The sequence below is a fragment of the Brotonthovivens ammoniilytica genome, assembly GCF_025566885.1.
In the GTDB taxonomy this organism is placed as follows: Bacteria; Bacillota; Clostridia; order Lachnospirales; family Lachnospiraceae; genus Brotonthovivens; species Brotonthovivens ammoniilytica.
On sequence record NZ_JAOQJQ010000002.1, the window covers coordinates 618,235 to 641,752 of the forward strand.

General features: G+C 44.5%; 23 protein-coding genes. 21 read left to right on the forward strand and 2 right to left on the reverse strand.

Translation table 11 applies throughout. The annotated features are described in order from the left end of the window. The first annotated feature begins 67 nt into the window (after positions 1-67). The 10 genes from OCV88_RS07370 to OCV88_RS07415 all read left to right on the forward strand — a co-directional run bounded on the left by OCV88_RS07370 (position 68) and on the right by OCV88_RS07415 (position 11,495). Entirely contained in the window at positions 68-1,858 is a 1,791-nt protein-coding gene (locus OCV88_RS07370) for an ABC transporter ATP-binding protein (RefSeq protein ID WP_158424860.1), read from the forward strand. Beyond that, positions 1,852-3,570 carry an ABC transporter ATP-binding protein gene (locus tag OCV88_RS07375; protein ID WP_158424861.1) on the forward strand — a complete coding sequence of 573 codons (1,719 nt, stop codon included), beginning with the start codon at positions 1,852-1,854 and terminating at the stop codon, positions 3,568-3,570. Before OCV88_RS07370 ends, OCV88_RS07375 begins: the two co-directional genes overlap by 7 nt. 47 nt (positions 3,571-3,617) lie before the next feature. Then, positions 3,618-4,049, forward strand: a complete 432-nt coding sequence (locus OCV88_RS07380) for a metal-dependent transcriptional regulator (RefSeq protein WP_436796612.1) — start codon at positions 3,618-3,620, stop codon at positions 4,047-4,049. A 215-nt stretch (positions 4,050-4,264) separates the two neighbouring features. After that, positions 4,265-4,570, forward strand: coding sequence for a winged helix-turn-helix domain-containing protein (locus OCV88_RS16020; protein WP_301858578.1), 306 nt, complete (start codon positions 4,265-4,267; stop codon positions 4,568-4,570). A 512-nt stretch (positions 4,571-5,082) separates the two neighbouring features. After that, positions 5,083-5,508, forward strand: coding sequence for an RNA polymerase sigma factor (locus OCV88_RS07390; protein WP_067536939.1), 426 nt, complete (start codon positions 5,083-5,085; stop codon positions 5,506-5,508). Between the two features lie 650 nt (positions 5,509-6,158). Continuing rightward, positions 6,159-6,389, forward strand: a complete 231-nt coding sequence (locus tag OCV88_RS07395) for a DUF6870 family protein (RefSeq protein WP_087180054.1) — start codon at positions 6,159-6,161, stop codon at positions 6,387-6,389. 144 nt (positions 6,390-6,533) lie between these two features. Further along, positions 6,534-8,153, forward strand: coding sequence for a recombinase family protein (locus OCV88_RS07400; protein WP_158424864.1), 1,620 nt, complete (start codon positions 6,534-6,536; stop codon positions 8,151-8,153). A 1-nt stretch (position 8,154) separates the two neighbouring features. Further along, entirely contained in the window at positions 8,155-9,792 is a 1,638-nt protein-coding gene (locus tag OCV88_RS07405; protein WP_158424865.1) for a recombinase family protein, read from the forward strand. Next, positions 9,789-11,321, forward strand: coding sequence for a recombinase family protein (locus tag OCV88_RS07410; RefSeq protein ID WP_158424866.1), 1,533 nt, complete (start codon positions 9,789-9,791; stop codon positions 11,319-11,321). Before OCV88_RS07405 ends, OCV88_RS07410 begins: the two co-directional genes overlap by 4 nt. A gap of 15 nt (positions 11,322-11,336) precedes the next feature. After that, complete coding sequence (locus tag OCV88_RS07415; RefSeq protein WP_262590928.1) at positions 11,337-11,495, forward strand: hypothetical protein; 159 nt, start codon at positions 11,337-11,339, stop codon at positions 11,493-11,495. Here the strand turns inward: OCV88_RS07415 and OCV88_RS07420 are convergent. Continuing rightward, positions 11,460-12,416 carry a tyrosine-type recombinase/integrase gene (locus OCV88_RS07420; RefSeq protein WP_158424867.1) on the reverse strand — a complete coding sequence of 319 codons (957 nt, stop codon included), beginning with the start codon at positions 12,414-12,416 and terminating at the stop codon, positions 11,460-11,462. The genes OCV88_RS07415 and OCV88_RS07420 overlap by 36 nt on opposite strands. A gap of 57 nt (positions 12,417-12,473) precedes the next feature. Then, positions 12,474-12,920, reverse strand: coding sequence for a helix-turn-helix domain-containing protein (locus OCV88_RS07425; RefSeq protein ID WP_262590930.1), 447 nt, complete (start codon positions 12,918-12,920; stop codon positions 12,474-12,476). A 156-nt stretch (positions 12,921-13,076) separates the two neighbouring features. On the opposite strand from OCV88_RS07425, the gene OCV88_RS07430 reads away from it, so the two are divergent. The 11 genes from OCV88_RS07430 (at position 13,077) to OCV88_RS07480 (ending at position 23,467) form a co-directional block, all read left to right on the forward strand. Then, on the forward strand, positions 13,077-13,280 hold the full coding sequence (locus OCV88_RS07430; protein WP_158424868.1) for a helix-turn-helix domain-containing protein: 204 nt from the start codon (positions 13,077-13,079) through the stop codon (positions 13,278-13,280). Positions 13,281-13,350: 70 nt separating this feature from the next. Further along, complete coding sequence (locus OCV88_RS07435) at positions 13,351-13,551, forward strand: helix-turn-helix domain-containing protein (RefSeq protein WP_262590932.1); 201 nt, start codon at positions 13,351-13,353, stop codon at positions 13,549-13,551. Next, on the forward strand, positions 13,548-14,843 hold the full coding sequence (locus OCV88_RS07440) for an AAA family ATPase (RefSeq protein WP_158424870.1): 1,296 nt from the start codon (positions 13,548-13,550) through the stop codon (positions 14,841-14,843). The genes OCV88_RS07435 and OCV88_RS07440 overlap by 4 nt, the downstream gene beginning before the upstream one ends. A 296-nt stretch (positions 14,844-15,139) precedes the next feature. Continuing rightward, positions 15,140-15,310, forward strand: a complete 171-nt coding sequence (locus OCV88_RS07445) for a hypothetical protein (protein ID WP_262590933.1) — start codon at positions 15,140-15,142, stop codon at positions 15,308-15,310. A 296-nt stretch (positions 15,311-15,606) separates the two neighbouring features. Then, positions 15,607-16,116, forward strand: coding sequence for a capsid assembly scaffolding protein Gp46 family protein (locus OCV88_RS07450; protein ID WP_158424871.1), 510 nt, complete (start codon positions 15,607-15,609; stop codon positions 16,114-16,116). A gap of 9 nt (positions 16,117-16,125) precedes the next feature. Further along, positions 16,126-16,989, forward strand: a complete 864-nt coding sequence (locus OCV88_RS07455) for a hypothetical protein (protein WP_158424872.1) — start codon at positions 16,126-16,128, stop codon at positions 16,987-16,989. Between the two features lie 118 nt (positions 16,990-17,107). Further along, the gene (locus tag OCV88_RS07460; protein ID WP_262590935.1) at positions 17,108-17,983 is read left to right on the forward strand and encodes a sigma-70 family RNA polymerase sigma factor; all 876 of its coding nucleotides are present in this window, start codon (positions 17,108-17,110) and stop codon (positions 17,981-17,983) included. Between the two features lie 513 nt (positions 17,984-18,496). After that, entirely contained in the window at positions 18,497-19,231 is a 735-nt protein-coding gene (locus OCV88_RS07465) for a hypothetical protein (RefSeq protein WP_158424874.1), read from the forward strand. Between the two features lie 14 nt (positions 19,232-19,245). Continuing rightward, complete coding sequence (locus tag OCV88_RS07470) at positions 19,246-21,567, forward strand: beta-barrel domain-containing protein (protein WP_158424875.1); 2,322 nt, start codon at positions 19,246-19,248, stop codon at positions 21,565-21,567. Continuing rightward, on the forward strand, positions 21,564-22,238 hold the full coding sequence (locus OCV88_RS07475) for an ABC transporter ATP-binding protein (protein ID WP_158424876.1): 675 nt from the start codon (positions 21,564-21,566) through the stop codon (positions 22,236-22,238). The genes OCV88_RS07470 and OCV88_RS07475 overlap by 4 nt, the downstream gene beginning before the upstream one ends. Further along, positions 22,232-23,467, forward strand: coding sequence for an ABC transporter permease (locus OCV88_RS07480; RefSeq protein ID WP_158424877.1), 1,236 nt, complete (start codon positions 22,232-22,234; stop codon positions 23,465-23,467). The genes OCV88_RS07475 and OCV88_RS07480 overlap by 7 nt, the downstream gene beginning before the upstream one ends. The last annotated feature ends 51 nt before the right edge of the window (positions 23,468-23,518 follow it).

Consider the following 23,518-nt stretch of genomic DNA (forward strand, 5'->3'; position numbering starts at 1 on the left):
TTCCACCAATTATAATGAAAGAAAAGGTTAGTTATTGCTAACCAATTTGAAAGGAGGCTTTGTTTCGATGAAACAAAAGAACGGCGGGATAAAGCGGCTTCTCGAATTTACAGGAGAAAAACGCAGTTTATTGAATATATCCCGTATTTTATCCGGTGTTAGTGCCATCTTTATTTTAGGACCATTCCTCTGCGTCTATTTTGCAGCACGTGAATTGGTAAATGTCTTTACCGGCAGTGCTTTGGACACGCAAAGTTTAGTTCGCTGGGGAATGATTGCCTTAGTTTTGGAGCTGATCGGTCTGGCATTATATTTCTGTGCTTTGCTATGCTCTCATGTGACGGCGTTTCATACCGAAAAGAATCTAAAAATGGCTGCGCTGAAACATCTGGCGAAAATGCCTATGGGATATTTTGATACCAATCCCAGCGGCAAACTGCGGAAAATCATTGACGAAAATAGTTTTCAAACAGAAACTTTTATAGCCCATCAACTTCCAGACTTGGTTGGCGCACAAGTAACTATGGTAGTAAGCCTGATTTTAATGCTTCTGTTTGACTGGCGCATTGGTGTACCACTACTTCTGCTTTTTGGAATCGGCTTTTTCCTGCAAAAATCTCTGATGGGCAAGGAAGGCATGAAACTGATGCAGACCTATCAGGACTCGTTGGAAACGATGAATCACGAGGCGGTAGAATACATCCGTGGAATTTCCGTCTTGAAGGTGTTTGGGCAAACGGTGCAGTCCATAACAAAATTTAATGAGGCAATCAAGTCCTATCGAAAATTTGCTTTAGCTTACACGATGTCTTGTAAAAAGGGTATGGTTGCCTTTAATTCCGTTATCAATTCCAGCTTCCTTGTATTGGTTCCTACTGCACTGATTATAGGGTTGGTATCTTCTGACCTTGTTGGGTTCACACAAAGTTTTCTGTTTTATGTGATTTTTTCACCGGCCTGTGCGGTAATGCTGAACAAGATTCTCTATATGACGAGTTACAAAATGCAGGCTGAAGAATCCATGCGGCGTATTGATATGATTTTGAACGCAGAACCGCAGGAAGAAACTGCACAACCGAAACGCCCTGCAAGCTATGATATTTCTTTTGAAGGAGTAACCTTTACCTATGAAGGCGCAGAGCAGCCGGCAGTTTCTCATCTTAGTTTTTGTGCAAAAGCCGGTACAACAACCGCCCTTGTGGGACATTCCGGCTCCGGTAAGAGTACCACTGCCAGCTTGATTCCCCGATTTTATGACGCACAGGCCGGCAGCATTAAAATTGGCGGTGTAGACATTCGCAGCATTGCCCATCCAGATTTAATGAAGATGGTCGCCTTTGTATTCCAGGACCCAAAACTGTTCAAGGATAGTCTATTTGAGAACATTCGGGCTGGACGCCCAAGTGCAACAAGAGAAGAAGTCATGCGGGCAGCACATTTGGCTCAATGTGATGATATATTGGCTAAATTCCCTAAAGGAATCGATACAGTAGTCGGCAGCAAAGGTGTGTACTTATCGGGGGGTGAAACCCAACGTATTGCGATTGCAAGAGCTATTTTGAAAGATGCACCTATTATCGTACTTGACGAGGCTACAGCCTATGCTGACCCCGAAAACGAGCAGCAGATACAGCAGGCATTTGAGGGGCTTACAAAGGGAAAAACAGTTATTATGATTGCTCACCGGCTTTCAACGGTGCAGGATGCCGATCAGATTTTGGTCATGCGGCAGGGAGAGCTTGTTGAAAGCGGCAGGCATAACGAATTGGTAAAGAAAAATGGTGAATATGCCCGTATGTGGGAGAACTATACCAAGACAACACAGTGGCATATTGGAAATGAGGTGAAAGTATGCTAAAGCGTCTGTTTGCTTTGAGCGACCAAGGCTCAAAAGACTTAAATAAAGGGATTGCCGCAACGACTCTCAGCAATATTTGCCTAATTATCCCGTCCAGCCTTTTAATCATGGTAATCTGGGAACTGCTGAATGTAATATCGGGCGAATCATCTGGAATTTCAGAATATATTCCTGTTTTTTGCATTATGACGGTGGTTTTGTTTATTATTGTATTTTGTACCCAATGGCTTCAATATAACAAAACCTATACCGTGGCTTATGAGGAAAGTGCGAACCGCCGAATTGTTCTTGCTGAAAAACTTCGCAGACTTCCGTTGTCCTTCTTCGGGCAGAAAAATCTTTCCGATCTGACCACAACTATCATGGGTGATTGTACGGCGCTGGAGCGTGTGTTTTCTAATGCCCTTCCGCAACTTTTTGGAACCATTTTCATGTTTATCATTACGGCGATAGGTCTGCTTGTAATGGATTGGCGGTTAGGGCTTTGTATTGTGATTCCTGTTCCCGTAGCAGCACTGGTGGTCTTTGCAGCACGAAAGGCACAGGCTAAGGCAGAAAGTGCTAATATGGACGCTAAACGTGCAGCCTATGATGGAGTACAGGAATATCTTGATACGATTCAGGAATTGAAATCTTGCTCCAGAGAAGAAGAATATCTGGCCGGTCTGGAAAAAAAGCTGGACTATGTGGTGAAATGCTCTTTCCGAAATGAGATCGCGCCTGGCGCAGCGACTACAACAGCACAATTTATTCTGCGCTTTGGCCTTGTTGCGGTACTGCTGGTAGGTGGCTATCTTGTGGCGGCTGGCTCCCTCACGATTCCCATGTTTATCTTATACCTTATTTTTGCTGGCAGAATTTATGACCCCTTCACAAGCTGCTTTATGTTGATGGCCGAGGTCTTTTCTTCACTGGTAAGCGTAAAGAGAATGAAACAGATTGACGCAACACCGGAACAGACAGGAAGTAATGTTTGCAATAACAAAGGATTTGACATTGAATTTAAGAATGTCCATTTCTCTTATAATGAGGAACCGGTGTTGAAAGGCGTTTCCTTCACAGCAAAACAAGGTGAAGTCACCGCCTTAGTAGGTCCGTCGGGAAGCGGCAAATCTACTGCTTCAAAATTGGCAGCACGGTTCTGGGATGCAGATTCCGGCCAAATCACTTTAGGTGGTGTCGATGTAAAGAGCGTAGAACCGGAAACATTATTCAAAAACTTTGCTATTGTTTTCCAAGATGTACTTCTCTTTGATGAAACTGTCATGGAGAATATTCGCCTTGGACGAAGCGGTGCAACTGACGAAGAAGTAAAAGCGGCGGCAAGGGCTGCACAGTGCGAAGAATTTATTTCTCGGCTGCCACAGGGGTATCAGACGAATATTGGCGAAAATGGCAGCGCCCTTTCCGGTGGAGAACGGCAACGGATTTCCATTGCGAGAGCATTGCTAAAAAATGCGCCGGTAATCCTTTTGGACGAGGCTACAGCCTCTATGGATGCTGAGAGTGAAACATTGGTACAGGATGCTCTTTCTGTCTTGCTGAAAGATAAGACCGTTATGGTGATTGCTCACCGTATGAGGACAGTTGCTAATGCGGATAAAATCGTGGTTTTGGATGATGGAAAGGTAAGCGAAATGGGTACACCACAGGAGCTTATGAAAAAGAACGGGCTATATGCTCACTTGGTTGCGTTACAGCGCGGTAAATGATAATCACGAATCTACTGAAAAGGAGGTGACGCACTCTATTGATTTCAATGATCGCAAAGATGGCATGGGAAAAACACAAAACTCAGGAGGCGGTTTCACCTTCCGAATCTTATGCCGAAGAACTTCGGGCTACGGGTGAAGATTATTTAGAAGCAGTTCTGATTCTTGATCGTCAGAAAGGTGATGTTCGCTGCGTTGATCTTGCAACCTTTTTAGAGCGTTCAAAGCCGACTATTACAAATATGGTTACAAGACTATGCGAAAGCGGATTCTTAGTGCGTGAGGATAATAAGTCGATTTCTTTAACGACTAAGGGTAAGGAAGTGGCAGAAAAGATTTATGAACGCCATCGTTTTTTTACCAAACGATTGATCGCTGCTGGTGTAGATCCAAAAACAGCGGAAAGAGACGCTTGCCGATTGGAACATGCTATCAGCGAAGAATCTTTTCAAAAACTGAAAGATGCTTTAGAGGACTAAGGAGGTGGTGATAACATGGGAAATTAGCCGTACTGGATTTAAAAGATTCCGGCAGGCAGATTGGTGAAAAGCTATTTACTCTGCTTTCTCCCTGCCAAAAGAAGGAGCTGGCTCAGTTTGTTCGTGATTATGAGGCTGGCAATATTCCGGCTGATGTCCCATACTTAACACTTCTTCGAGGCCAGTATTTTATCCCTCCGCAGGCAGATCAGCCATTGACGGAAATCCGGGAAGGTGATTTGTATTTCTGCTTGGAGCAGCACCTTGTTACCGTGCGGAGCCAGGTAATTCCGCTGACGGTCAAGGAATTTGAAATCTTCGCTTTGCTCATACTGAACCCAAAGCGGGTATTCACTTATGAAATGCTCCTGGATCTGGTATGGCATGAGGATTATTCCTACTATTCCCGGAAAGCGATCAACAACCATATAAGCAACCTGCGAAAGAAACTCCGGGTTGCCCCTGATTTGCCGGAATATGTGAAAAGCGTCTATGGTGTAGGTTATAAATTTGAAGTATAGAAAGGGTGCGGTATTTCTGCCGCACCCTTAAATTTTCGTTTTTTCTGCTGTGTGGATAATGCCTGATTTTGTCATGTATTGTTGATTAAATTCAGTAAAACCATGACGCTTCTGGAAGAATTATAGCATTTATCCCTATATAATGCCCCAAAATGAGGGAGGTGGACATAATAGGTAACTCTGCTCTCCTTCAATAAAGGAGGGCATGGAAAATGCTGCCGAGGTCAGAATACCGGCCTCGACATAGCCGGTCATATAAAAGAGATTCAAACCCCGTAATCCTGCGATGGATTGCGGGGTTTTTCCATTCGACAGGATTTTGCATTTTCCATTCTGCTCCGTCAGATGGTGACGGAATACGACAGGCGCAGCTTACCGCTGTACGGTGGGCGCTCTTTTTTACAAATAAGGCGCAGGACAAGCCTGCCGCCGGACCTGTACGGTGTAGATCACCGCCCCTCTGATTTCGATTTGCCCATTACCCACTCAAAAATCGAAATTGGAGGATTACCATGAAAGAAATCAATCTGCGGGAATTTTACCCGGAAATATATAAAACGGATCTGTTTATCAGCCTGCCCGATGAGGTTGTGGATGTGCTGGTAGAATATCAGCGGAAAGAAGTGGCATATCGCCGCCGTACATACCGGCATAAGGCATTCCTTTCTCTTGATTATGGGGATGATATTGAACGCGAAGCTGTTCTTTTTACCCCAACGCTGCAGGAGATCGTAGAAAGGCACCTGGAGGAAGAACGGCTGTACCAGGCGATTTCTTCATTGCCAGAGAAACAACGCCAGCGTGTGTACGCTCACTATATTCTCGGCATTACCCTGATGGATATTGCCAAGATGGAAGGTGTTTCTCTCCATGCTGTCCATGAAAGTATTCGGCGCGGACTTCGGCGTCTGGAAAAAATTTTAGAAGAAAATTTCTAAACCCCCTATAAATGTACCCCCGAAAATGTCACGACTTATAGAAGGACAATTTTTTGGGACAATGCCATTTCGGTGAGTGAGAACCTTCAACGGTGCCACACCCACCTGTATATGCAGACAAGCTCCCAATCCTTCATCTGGACCTTGAAAACTGCATATACGGTGCCATAGGTACTTTCCCTGTATTCCGAGCGGCAAATGGAGCGGCGCGATGACAGGCGGCTTTAAGGAGGTGATGAAGCCCAGCCGTCCGAGCGATCTACGCTATCCATTGATCTGGCTGTGGCAGGCCAGACGCGATGACTGATACAGGGTATAATGATACTTTCTCACGACCCGTCAAAGACTTGGGGGGAGTCCCTTCTGTGTTCGTTAGCTCTGGCGAAGCGACGGCACAAGCAGGGCTATGATGCGGTAAAGCTGGCCGCAGCCTGTGGCATCCCCGGCCCGGAAAAGGGCCTGCCGGGGGGCGTGGCAAATACGGCAAGTTACCAAGAAAACATCCATGCCGTTGTTTTGATTTTCGAGCAGCGGCATGGATTCTTATAAAATCGAAATCAGATACCATGAGGCCGGGCCGCTCTTTTCGTGTGTCCGGCCTTATTCATGTGATTTTGATGATCCAGTATGAAAAGAAAGGAGCTGTTGTTATGACTCAAACACCGGCCTATACGGTCATACATACCCCGGAAGCAGACAGACTTGCCGACATCCGGGATGTATCTGTCAATAAGGACCTGCCGCGGGAAGAAAGGATTGCCGAGTTTGTCCGGCAGATCCGGGACCCGTATCATTTCAAATGCGGTGGATTTGTTGTCAGGGCAAGTTTTTCCCAGGGAGGCGCTACCCTGGAAGAATGCCTCCGCGGAATCCTACGCTGAAAATTATTGATATTTTTTATTTTGGGGGCTGATTTTTCCCGCATGGAGCGTTATAATAAACATGGAAAAGGAATTGAATACCGATACGCAGACTGCACTCCTTGAATTGCGGGGATTTTTCCGTGATGAAAGGAGTGTTTTTCTATGCAGGTTTATAAAGCTGCCAAATATATCCGCTTATCTTATACGGATGACAAATCAAATGAAAGCAACAGTGTCGGCAATCAACGAAAGCTGATCGAAGATTTCGTGAGCCGTCACCCGGAAATCGAGCTGGTTTCCGAAAAGGTAGACGATGGGTACAGCGGGGTTATCTTTGACCGTCCGGCTTTTAAAGAAATGATGGATGACATCATGGAGGGAAAGATCAACTGTGTCATCGTCAAAGACCTTTCCCGTCTTGGCCGTGAGTATATTGAGACTGGCCGCTATATGCGCCGTGTCTTTCCGGCCTATGGCGTGAGGTTTATTGCCATCAATGACAATATCGATACTCTCAATGAGAGCGCAGGCGATGACCTGACTGTATCAGTAAAGAACATTATGAATGAAGCCTATGCACGGGATATTTCCATTAAGACGAGAAGTTCCCTGGAAACTAAGCGTAAGAATGGGGATTTCGTTGGAGCTTTCCCGGTTTACGGCTATCGTAAATCCGAAGATAACCATAATCTTCTTGTAGTAGACGAATATGCTGCCCAGGTGGTGCGGAGCATTTTCAGGATGCGCCTGGAAGGATTCAGCCCCTACGCCATCGCGAATGAGCTGAACCGGCTGGGTACGCTCTCTCCTTTGGCATATAAAAAGTATTATGGCCTTCCCCATGCCAAGAAAGGCTATACAGACCGGAAGGATTGCCGGTGGTCGGCAAATACTGTCACCCGGATCTTGCAGGATGAAACCTATACCGGTACGCTGGTCCAGGGCCGAAAGGGTTCCCAGCACTTCAAACTGAAAGAAATGGAGAGCCGCCCTTCCTCCGAGTGGGTTCGCGTGGAAAATGCTCACGAAGCCATTATTGATCGGAATGATTTTGACCTGGTGCAAAGGATTCGCAACCTGGACACCCGTACATCTCCCCAAAAAGATAAAGTCTATCTGTTTTCCGGCATACTGGTCTGCGGTTGCTGCGGCAGCCGGATGGTACGCAAAACGAACCGCTACAAAGACAAAGAATATCACTATTACTATTGTCCCACCGGAAAGAAGAACGGCTGCGCCCATCCGGTCATGGTAAAGGAACATGAGCTGATGGAGTGCGTGCGGGACAGCCTGAAAGGGTTTATTGCCAATGTAGTCTCTTTGGATGAAATCTTATCCGGCATAGACCAGAGCCGTATCAACCGTGAACTTATCAAAGAGTATTCGCGGCAGATCGCCCAGAACGAGCAGCAGTTGGAGCAGATCCGTCAATATAAGATGAAGCTGTATGAGAGCATGGTAAACGGCTTTCTGGACAAGGCGGAGTTCCTTTATAACAAAAGCAGTTACAGCGCCCGTATCACCCAACTGGAACAGGCGGTTGCCGCCCTTAAGGAAAAACGGACCGATGTAATGGAAAACCGGAGTGAGCGGAATCGTTGGATTGAGAATTTCAGGCGTTTTTCCGATCTGGAAGAACTGGACCGCAAGGCGGTGATCCAGCTTGTGCAGGTGATTACAGTGCTTGGAAAAGACGAATTGCAGATTCAATTTAATTATCAGGACGAATATGAAAAAGCCCTCGCCCTGATTACGCCGGTACAGGAAAGGATGGTGGTCTGAAATGGCGAGAAAGAGCAGGAAACATACTATGGCGCAGGCTGCCATGCCTGCTTCCCCGTTTATCAGCACGGCGCTGTATATCCGGCTGTCTGTGGAGGATAACAATAAACGTGGAAATTCTATCGAAACGCAAAAGCTGGTTCTCGAAAAATTCCTATTGGGAAAACCTGAACTGCGTCTTTATGACATTTATATCGACAATGGAGCAACAGGAACGAATTTCAACCGTGACGGCTTCCAACGGATGCTTTCGGATATTGAATCCGGCAAAGTGGGCTGTGTGATTGTCAAAGACCTTTCACGCCTGGGACGCAATGCCATTGACACGGGATATTACATTGAGCGGTATTTCCCTTCCCATAATGTCCGGTTCATCAGCGTTACGGATCAATTTGATTCTGAAAATCCTGATAATCTCCACGGCGGTATTATCCTTCCGCTGAAAAATATGATTAACGAAGCCTATGCTCTGGACATAGGACGTAAGATAAAGGCCCAGGCCCGTCAGGATATGAAAGAGGGCAAGTATGTGGGTGGCAGGGCGCCATTTGGATATATGAAAGACCCTGATGACTGCCACAAATTGATTATTGATCCGGTGGCGGCTCCTGTGGTACGCCAGATTTTCCAGTGGGCTTATGAAAAAGTCCCCCTCAACCGGATTGTGCTTCTGCTCAATGAAGGAAACTACCCTTCTCCCGGAAAGTATAAGATGCAAACCGGGGAGATCACCCATCAGGCGTTAGCAGGGCGCGGCTACTGGCAGACCTGGACAGTTGCCAAGATTTTGAAGGAGGATAAATATACCGGCGACATGGTGCAAGGGCGAACAAAAACGGTCCTTCACCGGCAGGTGCCCGCAGGCGAGGAAAACCTGATTGTCGTTACTGGAACCCATGAGCCTATCGTTTCCAAAGAGATTTTCGATGCCGTTCAGAAGTACCGGGCAGAAGTGGCCGAGGAAAGCAAGAAGCACCCCGTTATCCCATACACGCCCAATATTTTCAAGGGGCGTATCTTCTGTGGAGACTGCGGGAGAAGCCTGCACCGCCAGCGCCAACAATGCAATGGTTCATATCGCTTCCACTGCCTGACACCTACCAGGGTACATAAAGATAAATGCACTGGCGTTTCCATCAGCGAAACCGAGCTGATCGCAACGATACTGGATATTCTTAAAAGGGAACTTGCCGCCGTCCTGGGGGATTACGCGCTGCTTCTGAAAGACAACATGCAAAAGCACGAAAAAGAAGCTGCTTCCCGTGAGAAAATCAACCGGGCAAAGCTGCAGTTTAACCAAAGCCGTGAGCTTTTGCAGACTCTTTATGAAAATCTGATGAACGGTGCGATTGACAGTGAAGAATACTTCGACCTGAAAGCGACCTATGAAAAGCAGATACAGGCAGCGCAAAAGGAGCTTGCTTTTTACGAAAAGCAGGCTGATGTCCGCCAGAAGCAGGCTGAAAAGTGCAAAGATCTGGAAAAAGACGAACAGGAACTTTTGAGTGGAGGCGTCCTGACCGCCGCCCTCATTGGGCGGTTGATTGAGCGGATCACAGTCTACCCGGATAAACAGGTAGATGTAAAATTCACGTTCCGCGCAGAATTTGAGGCGTTTAAGGAGGCGGAGGCAGAATGAAGAAGTACAGGATTGCTCTTTACATCCGTCTCTCTTTGGAGGACGCCAAAACAGACAGTATGAGTATTTCCAGCCAGAGAAACATCCTTCGGGAATATGCCTCTGAACTGCCGGAATATGCTAATGCGGAACTTACGGAATTTGTAGATAACGGGTACAGCGGGGCAAACTTCGAGCGCCCTGCGGTGCAGGAATTGCTTGACCTGGTACGGGCTAATCGGATTGACTGTATCATGGTAAAGGATTTTTCCCGCTTTGGCCGCAACAGTTTGGAAACAGGCTATTTTATCGAGCGGGTATTTCCGCTGTTCCATACCCGCTTTATCTCTGTCAATGATGATTTTGATACCAAAAAGCTGAAAGGCGATACCGGCGGTATGGAAGTCGCCTTCAAGTATTTAATCAGCGAGTATTATAGCCGTGATATGTCGGTAAAGACCAAAACGGCCAAATACCTGAAGTTCCAGCGGGGCGAATACCAAAGTAAAATTTGCCCTTACGGTTATCGCAAAGGGGAAAACGGACGGATGGTGCCGGACCCGGAGACTTCCGAAGTAGTACAGAAAATTTTTGAATATGCCGTAAATGGCATGAACGCAACCGATATTGCGCGGGAACTTTCCCGTCAGCAGATTCCCACACCCGGAGAGCATAAGGCCCGAAAAGGGATTAAGACACACGATGTTTCAAGAACTCACGGAATGTGGTGCAATTCTACTGTGCTTCGGATTCTTGCTGACGAACGATATATGGGCACTTATGTGATTGGCAAAAGAGAGGTTACAGAAATCGGCGGCCACAAGATGCGGAGCAAAGCGGAAAGCGACTGGATCAAAATACCGGACCATCATATACCGCTGGTGAATGAGGAAATCTTTTCAAAAGCCAATGCCTCTATTCAGCGTTTTAAGATTCCAAATAGGAAAAAACACGACTATCTCCTGCGTGGGAAGGTTATCTGCGGATGCTGTAAACATGCCTTGCACCTGGCAAATGGGACATCTTACCGGTGCCGCTTTTCCAGCACGATTCCTTTACTTGACTGCTATAACATTCATATCCGGGAAAAAGAACTGAATCAGCTTGTATATGAATTGCTATGCAAACAGTTTCAGGTAGCCTTCGGTATTGACAGCTTAGCGGATCTCCGTAAGGTAGATACCGTTGCTATACGTCAAGCTGACTTTGACCGGCAGATTTTTGAACTGCAGGAAGAAAAGCGGAAACTGTATGAAGCTCTTGTTTCCGGCAGGATTCCGCTCTTGGAATACAAGGATCAAAAAGAGCAGATCAGTGAAAAACTGTTGGAAGTACAGAATACCAAAGCGGTTGTCATGGCCCGTCTTGAAGCCGAACAGGAAGAACGGCAGCACCAGCGCCAGCAGATGGATATTTCCCGGATGCTGACGGAAAGCGATGGGCTGACTTCGGAATTAGTTGATCTTCTGATTGATAAGATTTATGTTTATCCTGATAAACGGGTAGATATTGCCTTTAAGATAAGGGACAGCTTTACAACTCACGACTGAGGAAAGGAATTGGTTATGCGGATTGCGTTTTATTACAGAAAAGGCGGCACAACTTTTGGGTGTATGCTGCCGGAAGAAAAGGAGCGACTTCATGCGTTTTTTGCCGCCGAACAGAAACGGGAGGCGGCAAAATTCCTATCAAGAAAGCTGGAACGTGGGGACAAGAAAAAATAAATATTTTTTTGTCGTGGACTTGACATAAGGGTGTCTGAGGTCATGGATCCGGATGAAAGGAACACCGGCGGCCTCTGAGCCGCGTTTCATATTTCCCCTGACTAAACTTTTGGTAAAAGTAAATATATGCTGCTCTGGCTGTATACCATAAATTTTATCAGTGTACTGCTTAAGCTCTTGCATAATAAGGCTTGGAATTGTGATCGTACGATTGCCGTTATCAGTTTTAGGCGGCGTGATTAGGTCTCCAGTGGCTTTTCTTTGCAAAGACTTGGTTATAGATATAGTGCAATGCTCAAAGTCCAAGTCCTGAAAAGTAAGGGCTAGAAGTTCCCCAAAGCGCATACCGGAGTAAAAAAGCAGCTGCAGCGCCATTCTTGCGCTTATATCCGTTATTTCGGTCAGAACACTAAGATATTGCTCCCTTGTCCAGAATTTTAATGACCGGGTGCGCTTCCCCATATGTCCGGCCTTATTACAGGGATTTGTATGTAAACCGTAATAAGAAACTGCGTAATTCATAATAGTTGTCATCATGTTCTGGATCCGGTCAAGATAAGCATCAGAGTACCCAAGACTGATCTGTTCATTTTGCCATTTTCTGATATCCATGGGAGTAATAGCATTCACCTTTTTATCTTTAAAATAAGGCAGTATCCGGTTTTTAAATACGTTCTTTTTTCCGTCAATGCTGTTTTGCCTGAGCCTGTGGCTCATATCCTCTATATACAGGTCATACAACACCTGAAAGGTAATATCTGGCGTGCCCTGCTGCCGTTCTAGAAACTGGCGTTCCCATTCCTTTGCTTCCCTCTGAAGTTTAAAGCCCCGTTTCATTTTCTGCTTTCTGGTTCCCGTGTAGTCTGTGTAGTACAGTTTTACGTACCAGGACTTTGTTTTTTCATCATAATATGATGGCATTTTAATATCCTCCTTATACTCTGCCGGGCGGGGCGTGGAGTAATGGGGATATTCTCTTTAAATGTGTTTTTCCCTTCGCAATCGGTATATTTCAAGTTCTATATTGTCTTTGATGGCTTTTTCCAAATTGTCAAAATCATTTCGAGTGAGAGGAATATCTGCATTGTCACTTTTTATATGGAGCAATCCAACTTCTTCGGCATCAGCATCATAAAAGGAACCGTCAATAAATTCATATCCTAATTTTTCAAGATAATTCAGAAAGGCACTGGTGTTTTGACTAGATTCTAGTGGATCTGGCAGTCCGTAATTTTCGTATAAAGCCCAAACATCTATATTAAACGCATTAGCTATTTTATCTAGCGTTTCTAATTTAGGGTTTTGTGCTCCTGATTCGTATTTTCTAATGTTTGAATCGGCAATGCCGCACAGTTCCCCTAGCTTTTTTTGGGTCAATCCTTTTTCTTTCCTGTATTTTCGTATCATATCCCCTGTATATGACATTTTGATAATCACCTCGTTTCTATCAAAAATAGAATAACATAATAAAACAGAAAAGTATAGATTGAAAACAATCTAAAAATATTATTGACAGATTGAAAATAATCTGATACATTCAAAATACAGATTGAAAACAATCTATAAAAGCGAGGTGAAGAAATGAAAGCAGACAGACGTAAGCTTGAACTTGCAATGGCAAGAGCCTGTATGAATGCAGACGATTTGCATAAAACTGCAGAAATGCCAAGGCCAACAGTTAACAATGTGATTGTTGGTAAAAATGTACGCACGGCCACAATGGGCCGCATTGCCAAAGCGCTAGGTGTTGATGTGTTAGATATTATGAAATCAGAAGAACAGTAAAAAATGAAGAAGCCCGGGCGGGGCATTGGATGGGAAAAGGATAAAACAAAAAGAAAGGAGAGCCGGTGTGATGAAACAATTTTTATCAGCCAGAGAACTGGCAGCGCTTTTAGGAGTATCAGAAAGCGCAAGTTATAAATATATACGCACAATGAATGATGAGCTGCAGGAAAAGGGATATCTGATCTGCAGAGGAAAGATATCTGCGGCATATGTACAGCAGAGATTTTTTGGTTTGGAAGCAGAAAAGGGGGCTGTGAGGGGTGAATGAAAGTAAAAGATATGATTCAGAAAATCAGAGACCCCAATAATTGGACTGATACTTTTTTCTCGGAGATGGAGCCTTTGTATTTTCAGCATTTTAATACGGTTCGCAATACACTGACGGCAGACAGATTGTGGATTCAGTTTGATCAGGCGTTCAGTGAATGGAAGAGACCGGGGCAGGCGGCCTATACCGAAAAGGAAAAAGAAATTTCCGGAAGGCCGCAAACTGCTGTTTGTGATGTAAAAAAAGCCCGGTCAGCCAAAAAGCAACGGGATAAAATCTCTCTTGTATGTATGTCTGATGTGAAGGAAGAAGAAATTACATGGCTGTATCAGCCCTATGTTCCCAGGGGGAAAGTGACAATATGCGCGGCATATCCGGGAACCGGGAAGACATATCTGCTTTGCTATATGACGGCATGTGTTTCAACCGGGCGCAGTTTCTTTAATCAGATTCCATTTCAGGCAAAGCCTGGAAAGACCATTTATTTAACAGCAGAAGACGGAATTGGAGATACCATAAAGAAGCGTCTAAAGATATGCGGGGCGGATATGAGAAATATTGCTACAGTGACTTCAAAAACACAGCTTTTATTTGACAGCCCTGAAATTGAAGAGTACATGCGGGATTATAAACCGGATCTTATGATCTTTGATCCGTTTCAGGCTTACATAGGTGCTGAAGTGGATATGAACGCGCCCAATAAGACAAGGGATAAGCTGGGACATATATCGGAACTGGCGGAGAAATATGGTGTAGCGGTGGTGCTCATCTGCCATTTTAATAAAAACGGAAAAGGAGACGCTATTACCAGGGTGCTGGGTTCCACTGATATTATGGGAATCTGCCGGAGTTATATTGCTTTGGGACCGGTTCCGGGGGAAGATAATATGAAGTTTATGTCCCATGAGAAATCCAGTCTGGACAGGAGGGGAAAAACAATACTATTTGAGATCAATCCTGAAATGGGAGGCATTGTTTATGCCGGAGAAAATAATCTGACCATGGATGATTATACAGCTATCAGAAACAAAAAAAGAGTCACCAGTGCTCCAGCGGTAGAAGCGGCGAAGATGTTTCTTATAAATAATATGCCGGAAGGAAGACGTTTGGCCAGGGAACTAAAAAATCTGGCAGCAGCTAATAAGGTTTCAGAAAGAACTTTGCAGCGGGCCAGAGAAGAGCTGGGTATTATCAGTAAAAAAGAAAATGTTTTTCCCTTCCAGGCAGTCTGGGTACTGCCGGGACATGAGACCAAGCAGCGGGAGCCGGAACAGGAAAGGCTTAATTTATAGATAAAATAGTTTCTTTAGAGAATATTTCAAAGCTGGCATAACGGGGAAGTGTGTTTTATAATTCGCATTTGAGTGGTTGTGCCAAACTGGCACCACCAAAATATCGTGGGAGCTGCGCTGTGCCAGGATGGCCGGCGGGAAGAGGGCCTAAAACAGCGGGGAAAATGCTGCTGTGCCAGTGAAGAAAGGTCATTTTGAATGCTGGCAGGATACCAGGGGCAGGATGGGAGAAAATATAATGTTGTTTGGCGGCTTTATGTTTCCTGGGCAGCGGAAATCTGGAAAGAAGGTGAAATATGGCAGTGAAAATAAAATTGTCTTATGAAGATGAAGCAGAATTAAAAAGTATTTTAAAACTTCTTGGCAATACGGTTCTCTCATGGAAAAGTCCAAAGAGACAGCAGGGGCGTTACCGGAGAGCGTATATCATATTGAGGCAAAACCTGAAAAAACCTGAAGTTAAATAGATAAATATCAAGCATTTTGTTAATCCTGGTCAGGAAAGTGCGGCAGCGGAAAGGGCTTGTAAAACTGATGTTGTTGTGCTAGAATACATATAACAATATAAAAGTACCGCACCGGTGCTCTCCTTGCGGTGTAAGTCTTAAGACGTGGGAATGACAATGTGTATGCTATTGTTGTTTCTGCGTCCTTTTTGCGTGCTTTTATATTGTACAAGAATCCTTTATCCCCAAGCGTGCGGCATCACGGCAAAAACTGTGTAAGTACCGACTGCGGTCGTAAAACGGAAAGGAGCCAGGACATGGGCGATGAACAAATGTTGGATTATCAGAGTGCAGAAGATGCGAAAAAAGCGGATGCTTCTACCGCAGAAGAAAAGGAAGGAGCCCAGGGTGAACAAAATCAGGCATCAAAAAGGGAAGCAGAAAAAAAATATACCGATGAAGATGTTGACCGTATTATTGCAAAAAAAATCACCGCTGAGCGCAGGAAAATGCAGAAGCTGTTTCAGGAAGAACAGCAGGAAAGTGATTTGGAAATTAGAGAAAGGAAAGTGCTTGAAAGAGAGTTGAAGGCAGATGCAAAGGATGCTCTGATCCGCGATGGATTTCCCTCTTCTCTGGCAGATGTTATGACTTATAGTACTAAAGAAGCGTGCGAGAGAAGTTATAAAGAGATAACCTCGGTGTTCAGGGAGGCCATGAGCAAAGAATTGAAAAGACGATTGGGGGGACCTGAACCAAGAGCAGGTGCTTCGTTTAACCAGGATCGGGCATTGTTACATGCTTTTTCTCCTAAATCAAGACAATAGGAAAATAAAATGGCAATTAATTTAGTGACAAAATTTCTTCCTTATGTGGATGAAATCTTTACAACAGAAAGCAAAAAATCGCTTCTTACGAACCAGGATTTTTCCTGGACTGGAGCACATACAGTAAAAGTTCATAAAGTCAATACGGTTCCAATGACCGATTATGACAGAAATGGAACAGGTATGGCAGGTGAAGATACCGGAGCTGTTGTCTGGTCAAGATATGGTGTACTGGGAAATGTCGGTAATACTCTGGAAGAGTTTACCCTTACAAAAGATCGTTCTTTTACATTTGTAATTGATAAAATGGATAATGATGAAACCGACGGAGTACTTGCCGGAGCTTCAGCGCTGGCTAGACAGCAGAGAGAAGTTATTATTCCGGAAGTAGATACTTTTGTATATGGCAAAATGTGCAGCGGAGCTGGAACAAAGCCTGAGGCCATAACCTTGACAGATGAAAATATTTATACAGAGATTATAAAAGGAAACAATATCCTTGATAATGCGGAGGTTGAGGAAACTGGCCGTGTGTTGGTGGTGACACCAGATACTTATCTTCTTATGAAACAGTGCAAAGATATTGTTATGGAAACGGATATCAGTAATGAAATGCGTATGAAGGGCGTAATTGCTATGATTGACGGTCTTACTGTAATCAAGGTACCGTCTGTAAGATTACCGGACGATTTTGGGTTTATGATTGCCCACCCGGTGGCGACAGTAGCACCTACAAAGCTGGAAGATTATAAAGTCCATCAGGATCCGCCGGGAATAAGCGGTGAACTGGTGGAAGGCCGTATTGTGTATGATGCTTTTGTTTTGGATAATAAAAGCAAAGCCATCTACTATCAGGCGAATAAAGCGCAGTAAGGTAAAGGCAGCAGAGTTTCGTATACTGTGACACTGCCGGTTTATATTTGCCCCGGACTTTCTATCTTGATTGGACGGGGTATTTTGTATGATTCAGATAAGATTTCAGGAGGATTTTATGGGAAATGAAGAACTTGTGATCCGAATAAAGAACCGTGAAGATACAGCGGAAAATATGAACCAGTTATGGCAGCAGAATAAAGCCTTTATCCATCTGCTGGCACTAAAATATGCTGCTTACGAAGAAATAGAGGACTTAGAGCAGGAAGGTTTTATCGGGTTGTGCAATGCTGTAGATGGGTATCGGGCCGATGCGGGAATCCCCTTTCTAAATTATGCGGCATTCTGGATCAGGCAGGCAATGGTTCGCTATATAGAGAATTGTGGTTCCTGTGTGCGTATTCCCTCTCATATGAATAGTAAAATAAAGGAGTATAAGCGGATACAGGCCTTATATCGGCAGTATTATGGCAGAATACCTGATGACCGGGAAATACAGAATCTTTTGAATATCAGCTGTGAGCAGCTAAAAAGTATACAGCACGGATTGAATATGAAGTATGTGGATAGCCTAAACCGGGAAATAAACAGCAAAGATGAAGGGGAGATCTGCTGTCTGGGGGATAATCTGGCCAATGATGAAAATATAGAAATACAGGTTCTAAATCGAATGGAAGCGGAAGAGTTAAAATCTGCTGTGTGGTCATTGGTGGATGGCCTGCCTGATATGCAAGCGGCTGTTATCCGAATGCGGTACATGGAAGGAAAGTCTCTGAAAGAATCCGGTCAGAAAATCGGTTTAAAGGCTGAAAAGGCCCGCCGTCTGGAACAAAAGGCGCTGAGGGAATTAAGGATGCCAGGCAGAAGAGAAGTGCTGATAGAGTTTCTTCCGGAAGAAATAGGAAGTATGGCGTATTATGGCAGCGGCGTGGGTACATTTAACAGGACATGGACCAGCAGTACGGAGCGGGCGGCGTTGTGGCTGGAAGTGTGATACTAATTTGATACTAAAAACTCATACAGAATATAAATATTATGCATCGTGTAGAAGAAAATAGTTAAAATACAGCAGAAAACAGGCGATAAAGCAGGTAGAAGCTGCTCTGTTATAGTGTTGCTGCAATTATTGAGTAATTAAATATTACGTAAAATTATGTATTTCGCAGCCTGCATTGAGCAGTCATATCTCTTCTCTGAAAAATACTGGAAGTTTCTTCATTTATGAGATCTAACAATAAAAGAACATTTTCGTAAGTAAGCAGATGTAAAAATCTCTGACTGCTTTGGGAATGTTCTTTTTATTTGCACTGCAGGATGGCGGACGCATGGAAGAACGCAAGAGCGAGACTTGAATGATTTCCATGGACTGGCTGGCTTGGTACGTGAAGAATTAACAGAAAAATCACAGTTTTACAGCCTGTACTTTAAGGTTCTTTTAAAGTTGGGTGTTTATACTGTGGGTAAATCAAATTAAGTTTAAAAATAGAAGAGGAAAGGAAACAAAAATATGAAATTAAAATATCTGGTAATTATATTAGCGGCGGTTCTGGCAGCAGGCATACTGGCCGGATGCGGTGAGGGCAGTTCTGATACAGGTTCCGGGAGCAGTATACAGCAGACAGAGGAGAATACCATTTATGGAGAAATAACGGAGATTGGAGAAGACTCTGTTACGATAAATGTAGGAACAAGACAAAAAATGGAGAAGCCAAAAGAAGCAGAGAATCAGGAACAAAGTGATTCCGACAGTGCTGATGATCAGCAGGATGATCAGGTTGAGAGTGGATCAGACGAAAAGAAACAGCCTTCTGTTCTGGAGCTAACCGGTGAGGAAAAAGTAGTAACTGTAACAGAAGATACCGAATATGAGACGGGTTTTCCGGGAGAACCTGACAAATCTGAAGATGATAAAAAGGAGCTGCCTTCGCCTGAAAAGGAGGGAGCGGATGACAATACAATGAGTGATTCAGATGCCGAACCGGCAGATGAACAGCCAAAACCGGAAACCGAGAAAATTACATTTCAGGATCTTGCGGCAGGAGATTCTGTGGCCATAACTTTAAATGATGATGGGACGGCGGCAGAGATTCAGGTTATTTCACAGCCCGGTACGAAGAACGATGATGAATCGGCTGCATCAGATACAACAGATGCAGATTCGTTAACTATCGCAAAAGCGGCTGCTGATGCTGCAAAAGCGGTAAGTGAAGAATTAAGCGGTTCAGTATCGGAGAATGTTTAGGAGGGATTGTTAGAATGAAAAAAGTACAGTTTTTGACGGAATTAAAAAAAATATCCGGAAGAAAAAAGGTGTTATGCGTGACCGGGGTGGCTCTGGCAGGATGTGTAGCTGCCGGAAGTGTTTTTTATGTAGTTTATGGAAAGAAAATTTCCCAAAATGCAGGTGCAGGTTCGATACAGGAGGCATCTGCAGAAAATGGTTCTATTTCAGATACTATTGTAGGGACAGGGAATCTGGAAAACGCTGAAGCATCGGCTGTTAAAATTCCTTCCGGGATTGTGATAGAGGAGGTTTGTGTAGAAAGCGGGGACACGGTGTCTTCAGGGGATGTACTGGCCAGGGTAGATCAGGTTTCAGTATTGAATACACTTCAGTCTGTACAGGATGAGATTGAGAGTACAGATAAGAAAATTAATTCTTCTAAAAATGATACGGACCAGGAGACGGTAAAAACCAATGTCAGCGGCCGGGTGAAGCAAATCTATGCGGAGGAAGGTGATGATGCAGCGGCTTGTATGGAAGAAAACGGCGCAGTGCTGCTGCTGTCTATTGACGGAAAAATGGCAGTAAAGTTACAGAATGTAACGGATGTTTCCGCAGGAGAATCAGTTATCGTTGTTTTATCAGACGGAAGTCAGACAGACGGAAGTATAGAAAGTGTAAATACAAATTCATGTATCGTAACAATGACAGATAACGGAGTGTCTGCAGATGATGAGGTAACTGTAAAAACAGAAGAAGGAACAGAACTGGGAAGCGGAAATACTTATATTCATCAGCAGCTGGCAGTTACCGCTGCAAGCGGAACTGTGGATGAAATCTATGTGTCGGAAAATGATAAAGTTTCCGCCGGGAGTGCGTTATTTCATTTAAGCGATAAAGTTTCCGCAGAGTATCAGGAACAGGTGGCTTATCGTGAAGCACTGACGGAGTCCATGAGGTCCCTGGTGGCTATGTCCAGAGAGGGTACTATTACAGCTGACACGGACGGTATCATCGAATCTGTAAATGTATCCGGTGACTCAGAAAGCGGCGATTCAGATACAGTGAGTACCGCTCAGGGGATGAATATGTCAGCAGATACTCAGGAAACCCTGTCAGGATTCACCAGTCTGCAGGTGTCGGCAGTCCAGACTGTGAATGAAGATACAGATAATTCTGAATCAGAGGATCAGAAAGAGTCAGATGAGGAAGCGGAGAAGATTCAATTTAAGATTGCAGATTCTTCTAACGATGGTAAGACGCTGATAATTGAAGCTCCGGAAAAAGGGGGAAAGCCCCAGACTTCTGTAAGCGGAGGCAGTTATTATTCAGGAACAATTTCATGGAATACGTCAGACCGCATATTTAAGGGAGGGACAGTATATCAGGCAGATATAACTTTAACAGCAAATGAGGGGTACTATTTTTCCAGCGATAGCATAAGCGGTGTGCAAAAGGGGTTGATTTCCGGTCTTAGCGTCTCACAGGATAAAAAGACGCTGACACTCCGGCTGACATTTCCAGAAACGGAAAGTGATGAGACAACGGTTATAAAAGATTCTGCCAAGACCGAAACATCTTCTGAAAGTACACAAAAGGAAAACAGTACAGAAAAACAAAACAATGCATCTGTGGCATCTTCTGATAAAACATCGGATGAGGCTGTGGGAACTTCTGTGAATTCAACGTCGTCACTGTTAGCGGAAACGACAGAAAGTGACGGGGAGGCTAGTTCTGAATATAGTACGGATATTACCGCTTTTACGATAGCCTCCAATGAGAATATGGCTGTTTCTGTAGATGTTGACGAATTGGATATAAATTCTGTGTCAGTGGATCAGGAGGCGGAGGTTACCCTGGATGCAATTGAATCAGAAACCTTCACCGGCACAGTTACCAAAGTGAGCAGCAGTGCCAGTGCCAGCGGCGGCGTGGCGAAATACAGTGTGGAAATTACAATTCCCAGGGACGATCAAATGAAAACCGGCATGAACGCTTCTGCCACTATAGAAATAGAGAGCAGGGAAAACGTAATTACCATTCCGGTAAATGCGCTGCAGGAACGGGGAGATAAGGTATTTGTATATACCAAGAAAGATTCAGAAGGAAATCTGTCTGGAGAACAGGAAGTAACTACCGGTTTGTCAGACGGAGAAACGGTGGAAATTACAGATGGCCTTGCAGAAGGGGATACTGTCTATTATCAGAAAACCGGAAATACTGCGGAAAGCGGTGGTCAGGGAGGTCCTAGCAATGGTATGAACGGTGAAATGCCGGGGGACTTTGGAGAAGACAGAGGCGGTAATATGGACAGCATGCCATCAGGAACCCCAAAACAGGGAGGCGGACAATGATACAGCTGAAGGAAGTGTCTAAAATTTATAAGATGGGCCAGGAGAAAGTAAGAGCCCTGGATCATGTGGATATGTGCATTGCGGAAGGCGAATATGTTAGTATTACAGGGCCTTCCGGAAGCGGAAAATCAACAATTATGAATATTATAGGATGCCTGGATACAGCGGATACCGGAAGTTATATTCTGGATGGAATCTCCATTGAGGAATATAGCGAGAATGATCTGGCCCGTATCCGGAATCATAAAATAGGATTTATTTTTCAGAATTTCAATTTACTGTATAAGTTAACAGCTGAAGAGAATGTGGAACTGCCGCTGATTTACCAGCGGGTAAAAGCGGCAGAACGAAAAAGGAGAGTAAAAGAAGCTTTAGAGCAGGTAGAGCTTTCTCATAGAATAAGACATAAGCCGGCGGAACTGTCAGGAGGGCAGCAGCAGCGTGTGGCAATTGCCAGGGCGCTTGTAACAAAGCCGTCTTTGTTCCTGGCTGATGAACCAACAGGAAATCTTGACTCCAAAACAGGGGAAGAAATTATGAAGTTGTTTCATGAACTTCATTTAGCGGGAAATACAATTGTATTGATTACTCATGATCCGAAGATTGCGGATGAGGCTGAACGAAAAATAGCAATGAGGGATGGAAAGGCAAGAGAGGTGGTTTCATGGTAATGCAGACTTGGAAAATGGCGTGGTCAGCTGTCTGTGCTAATAAATTCAGGACATTTCTTACAATGCTTGGGATTGTGATAGGTGTAGCCGCTCTCATTGTACTTGTATCTATTGCCGGTGGAGCTTCTTCGTCTGTTTCCAGTCAGATTTCAGATATGGGATCGGATTATCTGACAGTACAGATTACAGACGATAAAGAGAATCCTCTGCGGCTGTCAGAGTTTTCAGAGCTGTTTCAGGATGAGTTTATAGGAGCCGCAGCTCCGGCGGGACGAACCAGCGTTACTGCAAAAAGCGGATATACCAGCGCCGGAATGACGATTACAGGAACTACAAGCAGTTATTTTGAAATAATGGGGCTTGATATAAGCAGCGGACGGAGTCTGAAAAAAACAGATACGGACAATGCGTCATATGTAATAGTTATTACTGCCGATACGGCAGTGGAATTGTTCGGAAATACAAATGCTGCCGGGGAAATGGTTTCACTGGATGGAAAAGCCTTTCTTGTGGCAGGAGTACTTGCAGATGACTCATCTCTTACATCGGCATCAACTGTTGTGACCGGGAGCAGTCAGGAGGAAACGGATTCATCTGATTCTGCTTCTGCGGTAACTTTGGAAGGTTATATTCCTTACTCCACATTGAGCAGAATGGCTGATAATATGCTGGATATTACACAATTTTATGTATCTTCGGCCGGCGGGGACTCTATGGATCAGACCCAGATGGCGGTCCAGCAGATTATGCTGGAACGGTTTGAAGATGATGAGGAAGCGTTTTCCATTCAAAGTCAGTCTGAGATTATGGAGACTATGGCTGAAGTAAATGAAACAATGACACTTATGATTGGAGGCATTGCAGCGATATCTCTGCTTGTGGGCGGGATAGGAATTATGAATATTATGCTGGTATCAGTTACAGAGAGAACAAAAGAAATTGGCATACGAAAGGCCATTGGAGCAGGAAGACAGATGATTATGATGCAGTTTCTGCTGGAGGCGTTTATTGTCAGTATGGCAGGGTGTCTGCTGGGAATTGTGGTTTCTTTTGGAATTTTGAAGATTGCCGGAATATTTATGGGAGCTTCCATGGAGTTTTCAATATCGCCAGGAGTTATCTGGATTTCCGTTTTGTTTTCAGGTATAATTGGAATAGTATTTGGTCTTTATCCGGCAAATAAGGCCGCAAAGAAAAAACCAATTGATGCATTGAGGTATTCTGGATAACAGAATTTGTAATGCTGCGCAGCTGACTCTGGCAGAAAGAAAGAGGGAAGG

Bases quoted from the DNA above. Each gene is read 5' to 3' on its own strand.
- OCV88_RS07370 (WP_158424860.1), top strand. From the start codon at position 68: ATGAAACAAAAGAACGGCGGGATAAAGCGGCTTCTCGAATTTACAGGA.
- OCV88_RS07375 (WP_158424861.1), top strand. From the start codon at position 1,852: ATGCTAAAGCGTCTGTTTGCTTTGAGCGACCAAGGCTCAAAAGACTTA.
- OCV88_RS07380 (WP_436796612.1), top strand. From the start codon at position 3,618: ATGATCGCAAAGATGGCATGGGAAAAACACAAAACTCAGGAGGCGGTT.
- OCV88_RS07390 (WP_067536939.1), top strand. From the start codon at position 5,083: ATGAAAGAAATCAATCTGCGGGAATTTTACCCGGAAATATATAAAACG.
- OCV88_RS07395 (WP_087180054.1), top strand. From the start codon at position 6,159: ATGACTCAAACACCGGCCTATACGGTCATACATACCCCGGAAGCAGAC.
- OCV88_RS07400 (WP_158424864.1), top strand. From the start codon at position 6,534: ATGCAGGTTTATAAAGCTGCCAAATATATCCGCTTATCTTATACGGAT.
- OCV88_RS07405 (WP_158424865.1), top strand. From the start codon at position 8,155: ATGGCGAGAAAGAGCAGGAAACATACTATGGCGCAGGCTGCCATGCCT.
- OCV88_RS07410 (WP_158424866.1), top strand. From the start codon at position 9,789: ATGAAGAAGTACAGGATTGCTCTTTACATCCGTCTCTCTTTGGAGGAC.
- OCV88_RS07415 (WP_262590928.1), top strand. From the start codon at position 11,337: ATGCGGATTGCGTTTTATTACAGAAAAGGCGGCACAACTTTTGGGTGT.
- OCV88_RS07420 (WP_158424867.1), bottom strand. From the start codon at position 12,416: ATGCCATCATATTATGATGAAAAAACAAAGTCCTGGTACGTAAAACTG.
- OCV88_RS07425 (WP_262590930.1), bottom strand. From the start codon at position 12,920: ATGTCATATACAGGGGATATGATACGAAAATACAGGAAAGAAAAAGGA.
- OCV88_RS07430 (WP_158424868.1), top strand. From the start codon at position 13,077: ATGAAAGCAGACAGACGTAAGCTTGAACTTGCAATGGCAAGAGCCTGT.
- OCV88_RS07435 (WP_262590932.1), top strand. From the start codon at position 13,351: ATGAAACAATTTTTATCAGCCAGAGAACTGGCAGCGCTTTTAGGAGTA.
- OCV88_RS07440 (WP_158424870.1), top strand. From the start codon at position 13,548: ATGAAAGTAAAAGATATGATTCAGAAAATCAGAGACCCCAATAATTGG.
- OCV88_RS07445 (WP_262590933.1), top strand. From the start codon at position 15,140: ATGGCAGTGAAAATAAAATTGTCTTATGAAGATGAAGCAGAATTAAAA.
- OCV88_RS07450 (WP_158424871.1), top strand. From the start codon at position 15,607: ATGGGCGATGAACAAATGTTGGATTATCAGAGTGCAGAAGATGCGAAA.
- OCV88_RS07455 (WP_158424872.1), top strand. From the start codon at position 16,126: ATGGCAATTAATTTAGTGACAAAATTTCTTCCTTATGTGGATGAAATC.
- OCV88_RS07460 (WP_262590935.1), top strand. From the start codon at position 17,108: ATGGGAAATGAAGAACTTGTGATCCGAATAAAGAACCGTGAAGATACA.
- OCV88_RS07465 (WP_158424874.1), top strand. From the start codon at position 18,497: ATGAAATTAAAATATCTGGTAATTATATTAGCGGCGGTTCTGGCAGCA.
- OCV88_RS07470 (WP_158424875.1), top strand. From the start codon at position 19,246: ATGAAAAAAGTACAGTTTTTGACGGAATTAAAAAAAATATCCGGAAGA.
- OCV88_RS07475 (WP_158424876.1), top strand. From the start codon at position 21,564: ATGATACAGCTGAAGGAAGTGTCTAAAATTTATAAGATGGGCCAGGAG.
- OCV88_RS07480 (WP_158424877.1), top strand. From the start codon at position 22,232: ATGGTAATGCAGACTTGGAAAATGGCGTGGTCAGCTGTCTGTGCTAAT.